The sequence below is a fragment of the Spiroplasma endosymbiont of Nebria brevicollis genome, from assembly GCF_964030895.1.
In the GTDB taxonomy this organism is placed as follows: Bacteria; Bacillota_I; Bacilli_A; order Mycoplasmatales; family VBWQ01; genus Spiroplasma_E.
The window spans coordinates 872,467-892,850 of the sequence record NZ_OZ034986.1 but is presented as its reverse complement, the minus strand read 5'-3'; the positions used below and the strand labels follow the sequence as shown (position 1 = coordinate 892,850).

The following is a 20,384-nucleotide window of genomic DNA, read 5'->3' as shown; positions in this document are numbered from 1 at the left end:
TATGGAGTTAATACTAATAAATGATTAAAAACAATTGCATTTGCTCCACCAGTTGTTCAACAGATTATAAGAGATGTTTTTAAGGTACATCGCGAAATATTAAGAATAGTAAGAACTTATCATAAAGTTATTAATGTTATTAATAATCCGATGGAAAATGTTACTAAATCTTTTAAAAGTGTTAGTTTAAAATTTGGAGTTTATACGTTGTTTGGTACTGGTTTATTACATCATTTAGAAAAATTTGCTTATAGTCAAGTGGTTGAAAAAGGTAAGAAAAAATTACAAAAAGAAATTATACATATAGCACATAGAAAAACTAAAAAACGTACTAAACATTATAAAAAAGCATTTTTTAAGGAATGATAACATGATAAAAGAACTTTGAACTGGTATTAGTTTAGAAAATTATAATAAGTGATATCCATTAACTGGAACAATTGATGACACTCCACAACAATATGTAAATACATGACCAAACGCTAATGAATGATTTACTACATTTGCTATTCGCGCACAAAATGATATTAATGCTTATCTTAATTTTATTTTATATAAATTTCCTTTTGATAGTTTTAAAGATAAATTAATTCAAGAAACATTAAGAGATATGGTTTATGTAATGGTGGAACATTGAGTATTTAATCGTACTCCAATTGAATTTAATGTTTATGCTAATATTCAATTTAATAATGGTACACAATTTAGTGCTAGTAGTATTCCAACAATTAATGTGTGAGATTTAGCACCAAGTAGAATGAAAATTCTATCTCAATTAACGCAATTAAAAGAAATACTAATGAGTTATGATGAACAAGAAATTGCTGTTGATAAAATTGATTTAGAAGCATTTTATACCAGAAATCAAGTAGATGAATTAATTGATAATGAAAACAAAAAAAGAATTAGTGGTGACAAAGATAATCATGATTTTATATTAACTAAACAAATGAAATTATATGATGATGTTATAAGCAAAAATGAACCTGAAGTATTTCGTGGAGCAGTTACTAAACTTGTTAATAAAAGTTATGTAGCAACTGAATATGACTCCGAAACTGAAACAATGGTTTTAAATTGACCAAGTGAAATTGGTACATTACCACCAGAAGCATTACAAAATAATCCACAAGAGAATGATTTTACCCATGCTGCAACTGCTGATTTTTCTGCTAAACAACAAAAACGTATTACTAGTAATGAAAATAATATTAAGTTAGCAAATAAAGAAATTGAAAGTATTAAAAATAATTGATTTAATATTGAAACAAGTCCGTTATGAAAAAAAGTAAAAAATGAAAATATAGAATTAAAAAAATGATATGTAATAAGTTGAGTAATTAATTACAATTATGATATTGGTAATTTAGTTAATTTTAGAAGAACTACTAAAGTATTTTTATCTGTTCTAGATGAAGATATTGCTAAGGGTATATTTACTTTAGATTCCATTTTTTATGTAGATGAATTAGGTACAAAAAGATTGGAAAAAGGCGTAAACAATAGCTTTTGATACAAATAATAAACAGTTTACTTCATTTGGTTATAATCACCCACAATATACACCTAATACTGGTGCAATGATTGAAAAAATATATCAATATCAAGGTTCTGGTACTCCAACTGAACTTATAACAGAAACTAATAATAATGATAATTATTATACTAAACAAGAAACAAATAATTTATTAGATAAAAAACAAAATATTAATGACGAAAATTTACAAACTACTAATAAAACAATTAGTGGTGGTATTAATGAAAATAAATCTAATATAGATAAAAAACAAGATAAATTAACTTTAATTAAAGAAGATACTACTTATAAAGTTTTACAATATAATGAATTAGGAAATGGACAATTTACCGGAGAATTAGATATTCCACCTACTAAATTTGTTAAAAAATTTATTGATGAAAAAATTAATAAATTAAATTTTATTAAATGAAAATCAGTTGGTACTATTAGTAATGAAAATATTGAATATAATTTTAAATTAAATACTTTATATAGAGTTGCTTATTCATGAGCATATCTTAAAAGTAATGGAAGTAGTAAATATTTAATTTTTATGTGAAGAGACGCACCTGCTATATTAGATAGTACATTTCAAGCAGAAAATAATCAAAAGGTAGTAACTAATTATGTTGATTTAGGTGTTACATCAGCAATGATTTATTTAAAAAAATATAATTATCAAACTGGTTTTTTGCTTTCATTAGAAGAAGCAGAAAATACAAATACTAAAAATTATAGTGAACAAATATTACCAATAACTCCACCAATACCACCAACACCTTGTCCATGTCCAAAATGAAAAGAAGTAGGAACAAGACAAACTAAAGATAGAATTTTATATGATTTTATTGTGGGTAAAAAATATAGAGTTACTTATATGTGATACGGAGATACGCAACCTATTTCTTATTCTATAACTAAAGAATTTGATAAACTAGTATCAAACAAGAATGATTGTATATATACAATAGATAGTTATGTACGAAATTGAAGTTTAGTTAAAAATAGAATTGAGTTGTTTAAATTAGAAGTTAGTAATAATTTTATTAGAATTAACAACGTTGGTGGTATTATTTATGGAAATATTTTAAAATTAGAAGAATTACAAGAATAATATTATGTTTTTTAAAATTATAAAAATTATTTTAGGTTTAATTGGAATAGTATTATCATCAGCAACAGCAGGTCTAGTTATATTTATTATTGTAAAAATCATATTAAAAATTAATCAAATATTTTAGAAAGGTAAATCATTATGAAAATATTTAAAAGAAAAGAAAAACTAACTGAAAATGATAATATAAAGTTATTTAGTTTAAGTAAAGAAAAAACAATACATGCTTCCATACTAGATTTTTTTGGATTTAATAGTTTTAATCATGAAACTCATTTTACTGATTTTGTAGCAGAAAATAATGCTAATTTATATAATGCACCATTAGAAATTAATAATGACAAAATTAAACAATATTTAATTAATCAAGAATACTATCGTAAAAATTGAAATTCTATTTTTAAATTAAGTAAATTGGGAATCAGTGGATATTTAATTTATATTGCTAATGATAATCTATATTTTCAATTAGTAGATATACAACAAAGAAATTATGATATTACTGGTAAATTAATTCAATGTACTATTTTTTATGAGAATTATCAAAAAAATGCTCAAACAGTAAGATTATTTGAAATTTATACTCTTAATAATGAACAAGTAACAATTAATCGTGAAATTTATAGTATTAGTGATAATAAAAAACAATTTATATTAGATTTTAAAACATATAATAACAACCCTAACTTAGAACAAGAACAAGTATTAAACATTAATTATATACCAATAGTAATTATGCGTAATCGTGCTAATGAAGAACCTGATTGTAATAAAGTAATGGATAAAATTAAAGCATTAGATATTTTCTTTGAACAAATCATTTTAGATGTCATTTTAAACTCACCTAAATTTGTTTTTAATAATATTTATGGTAATAATCAACAATTAATTGATGATGCTATAAAAAAATTAATTGCTAAAAACTATTTATTTACTGATAAAAGTCCTAATGATGCTCCTAATGGTTTAGTAACTATTATTCAAGGTAATTTTAAAGGTAAAACATTAAGTGATGTTTATGATTGATTAATTAATGAAATATCTAAGCGTTGTGGTTTACATATACCAAGTCAAAAGAAGTCAGCACAACAATCAGTTCCTGAAAGTACAGCAGTAAATATTTCAACAGTTAATTATATTCAGCAAAAACTATGACAATTTAATATTGATACTCTTAAATTTATTCAATTATTAGTACGTATTGATAAAGATTTATTAGATAGTAAAATATTTGAAATTAATGATGAACAAGCAATTGAAAATTTAACTGTTAAATTAAATTTATTTAATCCAGTAAATAACCAATTAGTAGGAGAAAATGACAATGGACAACAACAAACCACAAACCAAGTTTCCACAAAAACAAACGAAAATTAATCAAGCAGAAAATGATTATTTAATAGATAATATACCAAATGATTTTTCAGATCTTATGGGTAATACTAGTGACCCTGATATTAATAGAATATACGATAAATTTAAAAAAAGAACAATCTATATTTATGAAATTGAACGTTTATTTAAAGATAGTACAAACAATACTTTAAAATTTTCACCTAATACTATTAAGATTGGTTTTATTGATATTGAAAAAGTATTAACTACTAATGCTGTTGAAACATCAGACTTTAATATGCAATTAAACCAAAGAGCAAGTACTAATATTAATGATAATGCCATTGAATATAGTATGACTGATATTAAAAATTTAATCTTTCAAGAAATAGATTTATTAAATAAATTTAAGTTATATGCTGTTAGTATAAATGAAACTTTAACTGAAAATAATATTGATAATTTATATATTATTAATAGTTATTCACAACCTTATCAAAATCCAAAATTAAGAAGTACGAAAAGTATTACTATAATAAAAATTAAAGATTTTAAAACAAGAGATGGTTATCCAATCATTATTAAATTACATAAACCATTAGATAAAGATACAAAAGTTATTGGTTTAAAAATTAAAGCACCTAGAAGCATGCTCTTTGGCAATATAAAGGTACTTGGTGAAGTTGATAATATGGAAAAGTATACCCTAAGTTATTTGTTAAAGATAAGATAGCATTTCCGCTATTATCAATGCCTATTGAAACTCAACCAAAAGTTAGAATATTAGAACAATGATTTAGTGAACAAATATTACCATGAAATTTAGCAAAACAATTTATTGGACAAGAAAAGTCAGTTTTAGATTTAATTGCTATTGGGAGTGGCAAAGAAACAAGAAAATAAGTTATTAATAATGCAAGAGTAACTAACGTTTGATTAGGTCATGATTTTACTAATAGTCCCGGTATTTGACCATTAAATGGTGAAAAACAATTAAACGATAAAGAAATATGAAGTTGACGTATAACAGATAATGAAAGCGAACATATTTCTACTAATGCTATATTTAGAGATGTTGAACTAGAAATAAAAGATGCACCAACTATTGATAGTTTACAACAACTATTATTAGATATGTTAAGTTATACATATAACTATAATAGAAATTTTGAAGGTGCAACATATAATGATAAAACTGGTAAACCTAAAAATGATATTGCAAAATTACGTGCAAAATTTGAAGGACAAAAACCTGATGAAGTAATTAGTAATTTATTTAAACAATGAGAATTAGATTATCCAAATTATATAAATTTACCACAAATGCAAATATTTAAACAAGTATTTATCATGTTATCAAAATATATTTATTCGTCATTAGCAATTAATAAGGGTTTAAACGATGATAATAAAATTTTATTACCCTATTATTTCGAATTAAAATCAAAACCAATACATCAAAATAAAAATAAAATTTGAGAGTATAAAGATATAAAAGTTATATTAAAATCTAAATATTTTGATTTTACAGATATAAATAATATTAAACTAAAAAATAATGATATTAGTCAAAATGAATTATTTAAACTAGATGATAACCAATTTAATTGATTATCAATTACAAATGAATTAGAAAGCAATAATATACCTTCATTAATTCCTGCTGATTGAACATTAGCAAATGGTGAATATGGAAAATACTTTACAAAAGCAATTATTGATAAAAATAAAATCAAAAATGCTTTAAATTTATATGGTTCAAATAAATCTCAATTATTTTCTAAATTAGAATTCTATAAAGAAATTTTAAAAATTGATAATAATAGTGAATTTGAATTACAAATTGAAAATTCGATTACTAACTTAAATAGGATTGAAATTAGTGGTATATTTGGTGCGGGAAATTATGATTTAATTTTAATAACAGATAAACAAGAAATAAGTTTAAGTAGTATTAATTTATTTGATAAATACAACGAAAACATTTCTTATATAAATTTAGAAATATAATTATTTAAAATAATTATCTGTATAAGTACCATCTCATTTTACATCTTCATCATGATATTTAACTTTAGCAAAATATAATTCAGTTTCATTCGGACTATCCCATTTATTTCATCAAATAGTTGTTGTTCCTAATACAATTTCTCCATTTGGTTCTAAATAGGAATTTTCCATATTATGGGTAAACACACACCCCATGATTAATCCAATTGTTCCAGTTGTTGCACCAGTTAGTGCTAATGCTAATGTTATTTTACTTAAATTTGTTTTTATTCATGTTTTCATTCTTTACTTCTCCTTATTTAATGTTTTATTCCACCATGACATGAACATGCACCTTTACCATGACTATTAGTTCAAGTACCATCATTGCATTGAATAGTATGTCCTGTTAACGCACATCGATAAGTACTTATGGAAAAAGATGGTATAGATGCAAAGTACAAAATCATTGTCATAATTTTTTTCATAATAAATTACTCCTTTTTTCTTAATTTTACTACTAAATTGTACTTAATTTTTGTATTTTTTGCAAATATGCTTTAAACGTTAAATTAACGCCAAATACAAGGCGTTAATTTTTTGTGAACTTTACTATTACTATTATTGTTTTCGTTGGTTATATGGCATAAGAAAAAACACTTATTTTAGTAGAACCATTATTTTTACCCCTAATTATGTTTTTGTATGGATATAGCGCATAAAACAAAGCATCATAAGGGTCTTGGTACATAGTTTTATCAGGAATGTTAGTTTTGATTTGGTCATAGCGTAATTCTTCTAAACATTGTGTAGTTTTTAATAAATCATTTTGATTAGCATAAAAATTACCATAACTCATAATATTACGCATTCATACACAACGGTCAGTTAATCCTGCTTCTTGATTAAGACTGGAAGCATGTTTAATTGCAACTTGACTCATAATTAAGATATTATGTTCATCTGCTAATTTTTGACTTATTCAATCAATAGCGGTTTTTGCTTTATCATCATAATAGTAAATTGCTTGGTCAAAATTTTCAAAATTATCAAGTAATCCGCAAATTTCATCAACATAAGCATTAATCTTTTCATTTTCATTGATAAAATCATTTGGAGTAACTACTAATTCACAAATAATATAAGGGTCATAATAACCACTATTATTATATTCTTTAAAACCAGTTACCATAAGTACAGTATGGTCTTTGGAACCTGTTGCTCAATCAACACCAACACTATAAAAATCAAATTTATAAGTATCTTTTTCTTTGTTATAGAATTCTTGTAAATTATATGGTTGTCAATATTTTATTGCTTTTAGAAATGGAAAAACAGTTGCATCACTATCTAAATATTCAAATCCATAATAAACAGTATTAAATTCATCAGGATTTTTCTTTTTTAATTCTAAAATTAATTTTTGTGTTACTGGTTCTAATTTATTTCAAAATGGAAATAAAGTAAATCTAAAAATAAATAATCCAAGCCCACTAAACGCTTCCGTATCTTCATAGTAGACCTTACCAATTTTTTTAAGGGTATCTATAACTTTATCATTTAATGGCAAATAGGGTGTGCAATAGAGCAAATAAAAGGGGTGGTATTTATCATAGGGATTACAAGTAAAAGCAATAAAGTGATTTTTATAAAAATAACGAGTAATTTTTTTACCATAAGTTGGACTAAATATATTTCTATCAGTAAATGTTCAACTTCAGTCTTGAATTGGTTCATTAGATACTTTAATACGATTACTACGAAACATTGATAATTTTAAACGTTCATAACGTTGAGTTAATTGTTTTTCACTTAACGTTTCTTTTTCTTCTGCCATAATAATTTCATCTGTTCTTGAACATAAATAACTAGAACCACCAACGGCTTTACCAAAAATTTTATTACCATTAGCATAACCAATAAAATCTATTTGTTGATTATTAGGAAAGATAATACAACCACCATCCTTAGTGATTTTTCATTTAATACCATTTGGATTATTAACTCCTAAGTGAATATCATACTTATCTTCTAAATATTGACAAACATCCATTAAAGAACCAATGGTTGTTTCATTATGAGTATTTTCATAACGTCTTACTTCTTGTACAGAACTATCACTAAAATTACAGCACACAAATAAGTCAAACGCTAAACAATTTCATGTTTTTCTTGTTAAACGTGCAGTTGGTACAAAACGATAAAAACAATTGGTAGTAAAAAATTCTGCTCATTGTTCACCAACAAATTCTTTAAAAATATCTCAATTAAAACCATAATTATTATCACTAAAATTAAGGTCATATTTTTTATTTAATTGTGCATAACTACTAATAAGTGTCATATTTTATTCACAAACCTTTACTTATAAATTAAAATTTTAATGTATCAAACATTAAATAGAATGGAGACATACAATGTCTTGAAATTATCGAGAACAATACCAAAAAATTAATCAATTAAATTTAGAATATATCAAAAAAAGATGAGAAAAACTAGACCTAAAATTATTTAAAACACGAGATAAAAGCAAATATATGGTTGTTGATTTTGAAAAAAGAAAAAGAAACACAATATATGGTGTAGTAATTTATAAACGACGTATTTACAAATATTATAACACAGAATCAAACCAATTAGTATATGTTTGTCTAGTTGATGAAAAACTAGAATTACCTAAATATAAGAGAATTGGAGAAGATATCGAACAAAATGTTATTGCATATTTTGCTGATGGAAAAAGATACAAAGATATTCGTCATACCATGTTACAAGCAAATGTTAATCGTATGACTATTTGTCGTATATTTAAGAAATATGTAATTGTCATACAAAATATTAGTAAAATTAAACTAGAACCAAACCAACCTATTTATATTAGTATTGATGATGGTCATCGAAAATTTTGAGAATACAAGCGTAAAATTAATAAATATTCCATGCGATTAGTAGTATTTTATACAGATAATATTAATCATACATTAGTTAATAAAAGAGCAAGTGTCATTATAAGACCTAATAAAACCGTGCTTGGTGCTGAGAAAACCGCTGACTTTATTTTAGAACAAGGAAAACAATTTTTTGAAAATTTTGACCAAGCACAAGTAATCATTTGTGGTGATAGTGCTGGTTGAATTAAAAAAACTGCTGAATATCTTAATGCTAAATTTATTTTAGATAAATTTCATTTAATTAAAGTACTATATCTTGGCATTATTGCCGGTAATAAAGGCAAGTATTATCAAGAATATAATACTTGTAGAAATTTTATTGAAAATGGTGAATATGATAAATTACTGGATTATCTTAAAACCTTAAAACATAAAAAACTAAAGAAAAAATACTTTCTTAATAATAAACAAGGCATTACTAATCAATCTTGTAAAGAAAATATTGGTTGTTTTGCTGAAATTAATGTTTGACATATTTTAAAATCAATGCTTGGTAATCGCACTTATAATATTGAAACATATAAGCAAATTATTATCTTTAAATGTCAAGAAATAAATTTAAAACCATAATCTAATTTTTAAATTAAATCTTGAAAACTTATTAAATGTCTGTTTAGTAAGTATTTTTTGTGTCTTTAAATATACTAAACTATTGAAAATAATTAGAATATGTATTTTAGTTGTAATTATTTATAATTAAGAGTATTATTAAATTACAATTGCATAAAAATTCTTAATTATTTCTCGTCTCAAATGATAATCAGACAATATTGAATAATTAATTCCGGATTTTTGTTACACTCCCAATTAAATTTAGCTTCTTTAAGAGTTCTATAATTTTTTATATGTAATAATTTCATTTTTATTTTCCTGCTTTCAATCTTATATTTTTTTTCTTACTTAATTTACAAGCAAATGGAACTGTCGAACCATAGTAATTACTATCAGTTCAATATATACTAATAACTACATAAAATAAATCTAAATTTTGTGGTTCATTAGTTATTTCTTGTTTCATTTTTTGGTTAATATAATAACGAATTTTCATAAATTTTAGAAAAGCAATGAACATCTATAATAAAGTAAATGCTATTGGATTTGTATAACCATAATAATATCAATGATATTCTGGAGAAATAATAACTATATAAACTGTTCCAGTTTTTTGTAATTCATTATTTATATTAATTATACATTGTGAATCTTGATAAAAATTCAATACCCCTTCATAATTACCCTTTGTAATATCAAATAAACTTGGATTAAGGTTTTTAATTTCGCTGCTATTTTTTATATCTTCAATTAATCAAAAATAAGGTTCTAATTGTGATGGATCTGCTGCATGAATTTTATGATTAATTGAATCAAGATTATTTAAAGCATCTTTTAAATTTACCTTATTAACATTTATATTAAGGTCTAATGCATAAGTAGAACCTATATAATTGTCATCATTTCAAGCAGCACTAATCACAACTCAAACTTCCTGTCATTCTCAAAAGTCAGTTCTTTCTTGTTGCTTATTAGTAATATCTGTAGTTTTTGATTGGTCACTATAGTATCTTATTTTATACCCATCTTTTAATGGAACTGATAGCTTTTTAAAAGCTTGTGAGTTTATGATTTGATTATCAAAATCATGCCATTTATTTTGTGGATTAAAAATGTAAGGATTTTTATCATCATTTAATGAATGTATCGTCTCAAATAAATCTTGTTTTTCAAAACTAACTTTAATAGGTTGTGTTGTTCCTTAATAAATTGGATCATCATTTGCAGTTGTAATTGTAATATAAAAAGTGTTTGCAAATTGATAATCATTAGTTATTTCAAAATATTGTTCTTTATCTTTAAAATAATGAATTTGAAAATTAGTTTTTATCGGAATATGCAAATTTTTAATATATCAATCATTTCTAATTTGAGAATCTAAATCACTATATCTTTTATTAGTATTAACAAAAAGTTTTTTAGAACTAATTTCTAATATTGATAAATATTCTGAAATATTGATTTTTCCAGTACTTACAGGGATAAAATTTGTAGAACCTTGATAAACTGGGTCATTATCTGCATCTGTGATTACTACATAAAATTTTATTCGGTCTTGGTTTTGATTAGTAATATCTTTACCATTTGGTTTATCATAATAATGAATTTGATAACCGCGTACTAATTTTGTTTTTAAATTGTAAACTTGCTGAGAAAACATTATCAACTGATTTCAATCATAAAAAAACTTATTAAAATTCATTGGTACCCTACTAGGACCATCCAGTTCAGTGATTTCTTTATTTAATAATGTTTTATTTAAATTTATTTTTAAAGGTTTAGTTGAACCTTGATAAAATCTATCTTCTGGTGATGTTGTAGCAGTAATAACTACTCAAATAGAACCAACATTTTGTTGGTTATTAATAATACTATTACCATTTGGCTTGTCATAGTATTCAATTATGTATTGTTCAAGATGTGGTCTTAATGCTAAAAATTCTTGAGCATTAATTATTTGACTAGTTAAATAATTATAAGTTTCACCAGGAGTAACAGTAATCTTTCCTAATAGATAATTTAAACTAGTTAAGTGTTGACTTAAATCCATTTTACCTTGAACAAGGTCTAATTCTAAAGGATTAGTTTTACCAAAATAAAAAGTATCATTAGTAATAGTTACTACTACTTTTACTTCCATTGGACCAATAAGTAAACTAGTAATGTCTCTATTATCAAATTTTTCAAAATATTGGATTTTGATAGTTCCGTTAAGTTTAGGTTTTAACATTAGTAATTCTTTGCTATTTAAAATATCGTTATTAAAATCCTTATATCTTGTTGTTTCATAAACTACTAGCTTATGATTAATTGAATCAAGATTTGATATATCAAAAGATATATCAGGATTAGTTGGTGGTATATTAGGATTATCTTTCGCGTGTGATTGATCACATGCAATGATATTAACTGTGCTAGATAATGTTAAACTTAAAATAGTAACTACTTTTAATAATGATTTCATTTATAAAACTCCTTAATTTTTATTGGGGGTGTCTTTTTATTTTCTTAGTATTTTTTCTCTATGATAAGTTAAATATTTCCATATTTTTTGTTGATTTCAAATAACATTTTCCAGGTATTAAATTCAATTTTAACTTACTATCGTTGGATAATTTATTAGAAATTAGTAATGTTCCATTATTTTCAAAAGATATAAAACCTAAGTCAAATAATTTATCATATGTAGAACGGGAGCAATAATCATGAAACAATTATTAATTATTTTAAGTAGTTTAACTACTCTATCATTAGCAAGCAATGTTGCTTTAAATGTTACTAATAACAATACTACTATTAATAACAACCTTACTAGTAGTCCTACTGATGTCCAAACACCAATATCATTGTTTAATAATACCTTTGGTTATTTAAACCAAGACAGCTGAATTACTAATCAATCAACAACTGATAGTAAATATTATAGTTATGATACAAGTCATGCTGTTGGTAAATTATCTGATGGGACACCCTCACGAAATGCATTTATTGTTGATAGCAATGGGAATCTAACGATTGATTCTAGTTTAAAACTTTCTGATACCGATAAAAGTACGTTAAATAACATTCAACAAGAAATGGATAGTCATAAACAAGTAACAAGTGTTAAAGATAGTTATAATCCATATAGCAAAAGTACTTATAGCGATAATTACTTTAGTGGTGATAATAGTAGTTGAAAATATTTACAAATGGGTGATGTTGAAAACCATATTGATATTAGTAGCCAACAATCAGCTAATAAAGTAGCACATAGTAATGGTTTGAGTGAAACGTTAGGTTTGTATTATATTGCTCAAGCAGAACGTAATCCAGGTGGTATTGACGCGAACGTTGCTAATAATTTAGGTAAATATTTTATAAGTAAAAGTAGTTTAACAAATAGTATTATTAATATTTGTTAAACTACTTTTACAATCACCACCTGTTGATGGACAAAGTAATTTATACAAAAACTATGCTATGAATTATATTTTTGATAGTAGTAATAATTTAATTGAAGTTTATTGTAATAAATGAAATAGGGATGACCTTAATCAAGGTATTGCTTATAACTATTCATATAGTTATAATATCACCTACAATCGCGACGCGACGTTGATGGTCCAAATATTGTTCTTCTTTCTTCTTGAACTAAATATGCTCATGATTGAGCAACTTTTATCAAATTATATCCAACTTTAACTTTTGATCAAACCTCTTACATTGAAGTTAGTTCAAAATATGGTAAAGGTAATCGTACAGGAACACAATTAAATATTAATACTACTGACATTGATAAAAACCAATTTTGATATATTCAACATGAATATACAAGTCCAGTTGGTATGCTTGTGACATTACATGCTTGAGTTCTAATCGCTCATAATGATAATGATATTTATCTAAGATGACATATAAGTTTTGTAGGATATGCTGCGAAAAACTTACATTTTGGTATAGTTATAAATAATTGTAGTTTTAATAATACCTGATTTTAAAGCAAAACAACCAAATAAACGAATTAAAATAGTATAAAAAGAAAATTCTTTATTAAACATCTATAATATTAAAAAACGGAATTATCCTTTTAATTTCCCAAATTATAACAGAATGTTATTGAATTATTATGTTATTCCTTCTAGATATATGGTTTCATACACTTTAGAGTGAACTTCTAAATACTCTGTTATAATTTTAATTTTAAAAAAGAAAGTTATTTTTTTCTCATTTTTAACTCAGAAGTCTACTGGAATTGATTACACGACATTATAGTAATTTATTTTGATATAATTAATTAAAATAAGTGAATATACTAGAATAGATTGGGGTCTTTTTTATGATTGAAGAAACAAATTCTGAATCAATTACAACATCAGTTGTCGTAGCAAGTCCTAAAGTGCATCGGATGGGTTTGTATAATCGGTTAGCAATTATGATTAGCGGGGGATTTATTGCTCTAATCTTATTAATTGGTTGAGCAGTATGCTGAATATTTTTTCGTGAAGGAATTGATTATTATATTACTGTTTTTAACACGATGGCCCCTAATACCTTAAAAATGAGTTTTGGAGAATTAAGTGCTATTATTTTTGCTGTTTCAGCATTCGCAATCGGTTTAGTTGTCATTCCCTTTGTGTTTATTAGAACTAAAAATGGTTTTTCAGCACTATTTAGTTTAATTAGTTTTATTTTTTCAACATTACTAGTTGTGGGTTTTATTGTCTTTACCTATATTCGTTTTGACGTTGTAAATTTTCTAATTCAAAAAGATGTTAATAATCCAATCAATACTCTTGGTCTTGTGGTTGCTGTTTTTCTACCATGAGAATTAGCAACATTAGGCGCTATTTTTTTAGTAGGTAATAGTATTTGATTATTAATTAATATTAGTTCAAAATATAGTTCCAACGCTTTATTAGTACCAGTTATACAACCAGAAAAACCATTACCTGTTGTTGAACCAACTCCTATTCCACAAGAAAATGAAATTTCTATCCCACTAGCAAGCACGCAAACAGAAACACTAACTCCTACCTCTACCCCTACTAGTCAGCAACCTATTAATATTACGGTAACTAATAATACGACTTTTCCTGATCAACAATCTAGTGTTCAAAGTCAAAATAGTTTTGAAACAACACCTAATATTTTAGAAAATGGTAAAAATAATACTGAATCATCACCAACCTCTACTCTTACTTATACAAGTACTGCAGGTGAAGCATCTACCAATACAGGCGCCTATGTTTCAGAAGCAGTTGTATCTAACCAAAATCAAGAAAGTAATAATCAAAATAATCCGGTGCGATTAGCAGAACCAATGTTAGAAAATAGTTCAGAACCAAAAATAACATTAACAGCATCTACAACAGATACATCAATTTATTCACGACCTAACAATGAAAAATCAACTACTTCATCTAGTATTTCAAAATATGATAATTTACCTGATGAAAGTAAAGATTCATCAATTAAAGAGCCACAAGTATTGAGTGATGCTACTACTAATTCTATGCCAATTAGTTATGAACCACAAAATCAAGGTGGGTTTGATGTTCAAGGTACAACGCAAGGACAGCCAGATGATTCTGAATTTAGAAAAGAAAAATCAGATACGAAAAATCATGAAGTAAGAACACAACCAAAAACTGCTATGAGACAAACATCAACAACAAAAGTACCTAAATCTACAGCTAAATTAAATGTTAATCATTGAACATTAAACCAAATTCAAACAGTGTGGGAAAAAGCAGAAACTATTGAGGGGGTTAGTGATAAATTATATCGTAAAGATTATGCAGGAGCCTGAATGTTCCGTGATTCATTTACTAATGATTTATCAGAAGCTAGTAATGAAAAAACTTATTCTTGAACTATTGTTTTACATCGACCAGCTAGTCAGAGTGGAACAACTGAACTATACAATTTAGATCCCATGAATGTAGTTAATGCTAAAAATAAAGCAGAAAATTACCCACGTTGAACAACTAAATTATCATCAAAAGGTAATGAAAATATTATTAAAGAACAAAACTGAAAAGCACGAACTTAAAAATAACAATTGAACGCTAATTTAATTAGTGTTCAATTTTAAAATAATTTATAAGTAGAATATTTTAAAATTAAAAATGTCTCCGAGTAGTAATTTAGTGCAAATCCAAAATAAGATGTTCAACTTAACTAAACAGTGCTATGTGCCTATTAAACTTATAAATGAACAAATGCATATATAATACATAATTTAACAAATTTATATATAATGTATTGCATAAACTAAATACAGTTTTCAATCAATTATTTTTTAAAAAAAATAATTGATTTTTTTTATTTTGAAAGGAAGATTAAAAATGCCTAATCAGCAAAACGAACTAACAATTAGTAATGAAAGCGATACGCAACAATTAATAACTAATCAGAATGATAATGATAGTATTATAGAAAATAAAACGCGAAAAACAACAATATGAAATACATTTAAAAATATTGGTGATACTTTAATAGATTTTTCAACAAGACAAAGAAAGACTATTTTAGCTTCACATGAAGCAGCAGTTATTGCTTTTATTGGAATGGTAGAAGATCTAAAAAAAACAAGTCAAAAATTATACTATAATTCTAAGAAAGCATTTTTTATTGATTTTTTTATTAAAACATTAAGTTTACCTATTCCTTTGGGAATAATGTTAATGCGTTCAAATTTACCGTGAGGCGAAATGGATGACGAATGGTTAAATAATCTTGACCAAAATATCATTTTAAATAAACAAGAAACTTTATTTCTTAATTTTAATAACATACCAATACTAGCTTTCTGTTTACTAAGCAGTAGCGCAATAAGCAAAATTATCATTGTTTTTCTAAAAGCACTAAATAGTTGAAAGCGACAAAATAACAATGAAAATGCAACATCATTAATAGAAAGTAATCAGACTTTTGATAATAACAATAATCTTGAAAAAATTATTAAAGTAATGGAAAAACTAGATTTTAGTTTTGAATTATTAGCAATGGGTTATATGTTTAGTTTTCCACCTTCATTCTCTAAACGATTTAATTATACTTTTAGTATGATTTTTGATAATCCACTTTTTACACGGATTGGAGCAGGAATAAACGCTTTTCTTTTGATAGAAAATGAATTTGATATTTATAATAACTTTAAAAATTACTTTTTAAAAGAAAACGTATCACCAATCATTACTCAAAGCAATATTGATAATAACTTTGATAGCAAAGTAATAAATGGTAGTGTTGATAGTTTTGTCAGCACTCAACCATCAACAAATGAATGTAGTAATGTACCAATAATGCAGGTATTATAAATAATAAGACTAGTTTACTTAATATTTTAATGATATTTTTTCCAATTTTACAATTAATGCTTTAATAAACGTAGTATTATTTAATTATGAAATATCCTTCTAAGATTCAACATTTATATTTATATATTCCTGATTTAGTTCATGATGATTTTCAAGTTGCACAACAGTTTTTAAGAAAAATGGCATATGAGATACATCATATTACTAAACAATATGATTTAGCATTAAAAACAATTTATATTGCTAATAGTACCAAAGCAATGCCTTTGTTATTTTTAAAAAAAATATTATTGTTGTTAGCACCCATTGTCAAAAATATTAATCAGTATAGTTTTGAAACTAGTATTGATACTATTAGCAATAATATTCTAAAATAATTGCAAACATTTGGTGTTAACCGTTTAGTGTGAAAAGTGACAACATTTCAACAAGCACTAACTAATCAATTACCAATCAATACTATTATTCATAATAGTATTAAGATGGGTTTTACTAATTTTTCACTTGATTTAAATTATAATATTCCTAACCAGACAAAGGAACAATTATTATGTGATTTACAACAATGTATTTTCTTGCAAGCACCACACATTAGTTTTGATAATGCTTCTGCTCATGTTAACCTACAGTTTAAAAAAATAATTAATGATTTCTTAACACTTCATAATTACTACAACTATGAATATTATAGTTATGCAAAAAATAGTAGTAACTATTCACAATATACTATTGGTTGTTGTTTATTAGAAAACTATTATGGATTAGGGCCAAATGCTGTTTCTTATATAGTAACTAATAAGGGAACACAGGTAATTACTAATAGTGACGACATTCTTTATCAGAAAACAATTACTTATCTTGATAGTAAGCAATGTTTTATTAATAAATTATTGCAAGGTTTACTATTAAGAAGTGGTGTTAAGTTGACAAAAAATTTTAAGAAAGATATGGTTAATAACCAACAATTAATTACAAGATTATTGGATAATGGTCAAATAGTTATTAATAATCAACAATTATTTTGTACAAATGTCGGTTGGGGATTGTTAAATGAACTTATAATTGATATTATAATTAATAGTACTATGTAAAAGGTTAATGACTTATAACATTGTTGTATAATATTGCATAATTATTTAGGAGCGTGAAACATATGGAATTCAATGAAAAATTATTAAAAGATACTTATTTCTCCCAAGCCATGGTAAAAATTAGAGATATTGTTAAAATAAAATCTTTTGCTCAAACGCCCACTAAAGATGCCCCTTATGGGATTGGTGTTGCTGAAGTATTAACTTTTGCGATGGAATTAGGTGAAAGTTTAGGGTTTACTACTGTCCGTGACCCCAAAGGTAAATATGGATATTTAGAATTTGGTGAGGGTGAAGAAATTTTTGCCATATTAGGTCACCTTGATGTTGTACCACCAGGTAATTTAGACGAATGAAAAATTCCTCCTTTTAATCCTGAAATTATTGATGACATCTTATATGGTCGTGGTGTTTTAGATGATAAAGGTCCAACAATTATTATTTTATATTGTTTAAAATATTTAAAAGACCATGGTTATGTTCCTAAACGTCGAATTCGTGTTATCTTTGGTTTAACTGAAGAAACAACATGAGATTCAATTAATACATATATGAAACAAGAAGGAAGTCCAACTTTTGGTTTTACTCCTGATGGTATGTTTCCTTTAGTTTATGCTGAAAAAGGAATTATCGATTTGGATATTATTGGAGCAGGACATAATACGCTTAACATTAATGCTGGTGTTGCTTACAATGTTACGTGTTCAACAAGTACTATTTCAGGTGTTGATATTGATAACTTTGTTAAATTAGGAAAAAATAAAAAATATCGTATTGAAAATAAGGATAAACAGGTTATTATTCATGGAACACCTGCTCATGGCTCACGTCCTAGTGAAGGTATTAATGCAGGATTACAAAGTTTGCTATTATGTAATGAGTTAAATATTAAACATAATTTAGTTCAATTCGTTGGTGAAATTTTACATGAAGATACTGCTTTAACAAAGTACTTCGGTGACTTAGATGATGAATCAGGTAGTTTCACTATTAATGTCGGAATTGTTAACATTGATAAAAAAAGTTCAATTCTAGGATGTAACATTCGTATCCCAGTTAAAACTGATTTATCAGTTGTTATTAAACGTTTAGACATGATTTTAAAACCGTATGATTTAACTATTAAAGAGCGACACTATGATAAACCATTATATATGCCGCAAGATTCAACTATCGTAGTGGAACTAATGAAGATTTACCATGAAGTAACAGGTGATAAAAAAGCTGTTCCCATTGCCATTGGTGGTGGGACATATGCTCGTGCCATGGACAACTGTGTTGCCTTTGGTGCCATCTTTGATCATCTTGTTTCAACTGAACACCAGTATAATGAAAGTGTTAAAGTTGATGAATTATGAAAGTCAATGTTAATTTACGTGCGTGCTATTAGTACGTTAGGTATGTTAGATAAATTTAAATAAAACAAAAAAGAACAATTTTATTTGTTCTTTTTATAAATATTTTAAAGAGGGGTAAAGACTATGTTAGAAAATCAAAAAATAATTGATTTAGAATCCAATAACATTGGTAAAATACGATTTATTAGTAAAGGTATTGTTTATATTCCTTGATTGATTAATAAAGATAATAACAAAATATTAGTTTTTAAATATGATGATAAAATTAGACACTATACTGAGTCTCAAGTAGAATATAAAATTCTAAATATTGTCCCTAATAATGAAAGTATAGATATTAATGCTAATTTTAGTCAATACATTATTAGTGATAATACAAATACTTATCAGATAATTGAAGATGACAAGTGAAAACATACCTTTAGTCAAAGAAGATTATACATACAATCTATTAATAATTATTTTACTTTTGATAATTTTGATTATCCATCATTTGTTAATAGTAAAAATTTTAATTTTGTTGATAAAAATAAAGATAAATTAATTAATATTTTACATGAACAAAAATTTTGAGATATTAAAGATGTTATTAATCCTAAAGATGAATTTTTCTCACAGTTACAAGAAATAAGAAAAAAAATTATAGAAACATTTATAAAACAAATACCAAATGTAAATGAAAACAATGGATCTTCAAACCTAGTAAAACCCCCAGATAGAAATATTGCAACAAGAAACTTTGACGGAAGCATTAAACTAAATATTAGCTCTGATAATAACAATAATAATGCTATTAATAGAAATAAGAATATAATTATCAGATAAAATAAACTAAGGAGATAAGATTATATGATTTTAATTATTGGTGCTATCATTGAAGAGTTCTCTAGTTTAATTGAAAACTTAGCAGTAGTTCCCAACAAACGTTATCCATATTTAACGGGAGTGTAACAAAAATCCGGAATTAGTTATTCAATATTGTCTGATTATCATTTGAGACGAGAAATAATTAAGAATTTTTATGCAATTGTAATTTAATAATACTCTTAATTATAAATAATTACAACTAAAATACATATTCTAATTATTTTCAATAGTTTAGTATATTCAAAGACACAAAAAAATACTTACTAAACAGACATTTAATAAGTTTTCAAGATTTAATTTAAAA

General features: G+C 25.1%; 22 protein-coding genes. 15 read left to right on the top strand and 7 right to left on the bottom strand.

Translation table 4 applies throughout. The features are described 5' to 3' along the window. Positions 1-150: 150 nt before the first annotated feature. The 7 genes from AAHM98_RS05200 (at position 151) to AAHM98_RS05170 (ending at position 5,978) form a co-directional block, all read left to right on the top strand. On the top strand, positions 151-369 hold the full coding sequence (locus AAHM98_RS05200; protein ID WP_342275833.1) for a hypothetical protein: 219 nt from the start codon (positions 151-153) through the stop codon (positions 367-369). A gap of 1 nt (position 370) precedes the next feature. Continuing rightward, positions 371-1,522 carry a hypothetical protein gene (locus AAHM98_RS05195; RefSeq protein ID WP_342275832.1) on the top strand — a complete coding sequence of 384 codons (1,152 nt, stop codon included), beginning with the start codon at positions 371-373 and terminating at the stop codon, positions 1,520-1,522. Positions 1,523-1,580: 58 nt separating this feature from the next. Continuing rightward, on the top strand, positions 1,581-2,633 hold the full coding sequence (locus AAHM98_RS05190) for a hypothetical protein (protein ID WP_342275831.1): 1,053 nt from the start codon (positions 1,581-1,583) through the stop codon (positions 2,631-2,633). 141 nt (positions 2,634-2,774) lie between these two features. After that, positions 2,775-4,010: a hypothetical protein gene (locus AAHM98_RS05185; protein WP_342275830.1), complete on the top strand. Its 1,236-nt coding sequence runs from the start codon at positions 2,775-2,777 to the stop codon at positions 4,008-4,010. Beyond that, the gene (locus AAHM98_RS05180; RefSeq protein ID WP_342275829.1) at positions 3,958-4,701 is read left to right on the top strand and encodes a hypothetical protein; all 744 of its coding nucleotides are present in this window, start codon (positions 3,958-3,960) and stop codon (positions 4,699-4,701) included. The genes AAHM98_RS05185 and AAHM98_RS05180 overlap by 53 nt, the downstream gene beginning before the upstream one ends. Positions 4,702-4,718: 17 nt before the next feature. Further along, entirely contained in the window at positions 4,719-4,871 is a 153-nt protein-coding gene (locus AAHM98_RS05175) for a hypothetical protein (protein ID WP_342275828.1), read from the top strand. A 231-nt stretch (positions 4,872-5,102) separates the two neighbouring features. After that, positions 5,103-5,978, top strand: a complete 876-nt coding sequence (locus tag AAHM98_RS05170; protein WP_342275827.1) for a hypothetical protein — start codon at positions 5,103-5,105, stop codon at positions 5,976-5,978. Here AAHM98_RS05170 and AAHM98_RS05165 read toward each other — a convergent pair whose 3' ends face one another. From AAHM98_RS05165 to AAHM98_RS05155, 3 genes are all read right to left on the bottom strand, one after another. Next, positions 5,979-6,260: a hypothetical protein gene (locus AAHM98_RS05165; protein WP_342275826.1), complete on the bottom strand. Its 282-nt coding sequence runs from the start codon at positions 6,258-6,260 to the stop codon at positions 5,979-5,981. 17 nt (positions 6,261-6,277) lie between these two features. Then, entirely contained in the window at positions 6,278-6,445 is a 168-nt protein-coding gene (locus AAHM98_RS05160; RefSeq protein WP_342275825.1) for a hypothetical protein, read from the bottom strand. Between the two features lie 149 nt (positions 6,446-6,594). After that, on the bottom strand, positions 6,595-8,301 hold the full coding sequence (locus AAHM98_RS05155; RefSeq protein WP_342275824.1) for a hypothetical protein: 1,707 nt from the start codon (positions 8,299-8,301) through the stop codon (positions 6,595-6,597). Positions 8,302-8,374: 73 nt separating this feature from the next. Here AAHM98_RS05155 and AAHM98_RS05150 point away from each other — a divergent pair, with 73 nt between their 5' ends. Continuing rightward, positions 8,375-9,478: an Mbov_0401 family ICE element transposase-like protein gene (locus AAHM98_RS05150; RefSeq protein ID WP_342275823.1), complete on the top strand. Its 1,104-nt coding sequence runs from the start codon at positions 8,375-8,377 to the stop codon at positions 9,476-9,478. A gap of 292 nt (positions 9,479-9,770) precedes the next feature. On the opposite strand, the gene AAHM98_RS05145 is transcribed toward AAHM98_RS05150, so the two are convergent. The 3 genes from AAHM98_RS05145 to AAHM98_RS05135 all read right to left on the bottom strand — a co-directional run bounded on the left by AAHM98_RS05145 (position 9,771) and on the right by AAHM98_RS05135 (position 11,924). After that, positions 9,771-9,956, bottom strand: coding sequence for a hypothetical protein (locus tag AAHM98_RS05145; protein ID WP_342275822.1), 186 nt, complete (start codon positions 9,954-9,956; stop codon positions 9,771-9,773). Between the two features lie 24 nt (positions 9,957-9,980). Continuing rightward, complete coding sequence (locus AAHM98_RS05140; RefSeq protein ID WP_342275821.1) at positions 9,981-10,382, bottom strand: hypothetical protein; 402 nt, start codon at positions 10,380-10,382, stop codon at positions 9,981-9,983. 279 nt (positions 10,383-10,661) lie between these two features. Continuing rightward, positions 10,662-11,924, bottom strand: a complete 1,263-nt coding sequence (locus AAHM98_RS05135; RefSeq protein WP_342275820.1) for a hypothetical protein — start codon at positions 11,922-11,924, stop codon at positions 10,662-10,664. A gap of 241 nt (positions 11,925-12,165) precedes the next feature. Between AAHM98_RS05135 and AAHM98_RS05130 the strand changes: the two genes are divergently transcribed. After that, a complete protein-coding gene (locus AAHM98_RS05130; RefSeq protein ID WP_342275819.1) occupies positions 12,166-12,864 on the top strand; it encodes a hypothetical protein in 699 nt (232 codons plus the stop codon). A 128-nt stretch (positions 12,865-12,992) separates the two neighbouring features. Here AAHM98_RS05130 and AAHM98_RS05125 read toward each other — a convergent pair whose 3' ends face one another. After that, a complete protein-coding gene (locus AAHM98_RS05125) occupies positions 12,993-13,127 on the bottom strand; it encodes a hypothetical protein (protein ID WP_342275818.1) in 135 nt (44 codons plus the stop codon). 651 nt (positions 13,128-13,778) lie between these two features. Between AAHM98_RS05125 and AAHM98_RS05120 the strand changes: the two genes are divergently transcribed. The 6 genes from AAHM98_RS05120 to AAHM98_RS05095 all read left to right on the top strand — a co-directional run bounded on the left by AAHM98_RS05120 (position 13,779) and on the right by AAHM98_RS05095 (position 20,038). Then, entirely contained in the window at positions 13,779-15,494 is a 1,716-nt protein-coding gene (locus AAHM98_RS05120; protein WP_342275817.1) for a hypothetical protein, read from the top strand. Positions 15,495-15,789: 295 nt separating this feature from the next. Beyond that, positions 15,790-16,764 (top strand): hypothetical protein, encoded by a 975-nt coding sequence (locus AAHM98_RS05115; protein WP_342275816.1) that lies wholly within the window; start codon positions 15,790-15,792, stop codon positions 16,762-16,764. Positions 16,765-16,850: 86 nt separating this feature from the next. Then, complete coding sequence (locus tag AAHM98_RS05110) at positions 16,851-17,141, top strand: hypothetical protein (protein ID WP_342275815.1); 291 nt, start codon at positions 16,851-16,853, stop codon at positions 17,139-17,141. Continuing rightward, entirely contained in the window at positions 17,142-17,855 is a 714-nt protein-coding gene (locus AAHM98_RS05105) for a hypothetical protein (RefSeq protein ID WP_342275814.1), read from the top strand. Positions 17,856-17,917: 62 nt separating this feature from the next. After that, entirely contained in the window at positions 17,918-19,276 is a 1,359-nt protein-coding gene (locus AAHM98_RS05100; RefSeq protein ID WP_342275813.1) for a Sapep family Mn(2+)-dependent dipeptidase, read from the top strand. 60 nt (positions 19,277-19,336) lie between these two features. Then, positions 19,337-20,038: a hypothetical protein gene (locus AAHM98_RS05095; protein ID WP_342275812.1), complete on the top strand. Its 702-nt coding sequence runs from the start codon at positions 19,337-19,339 to the stop codon at positions 20,036-20,038. Positions 20,039-20,384 lie beyond the last annotated feature (346 nt).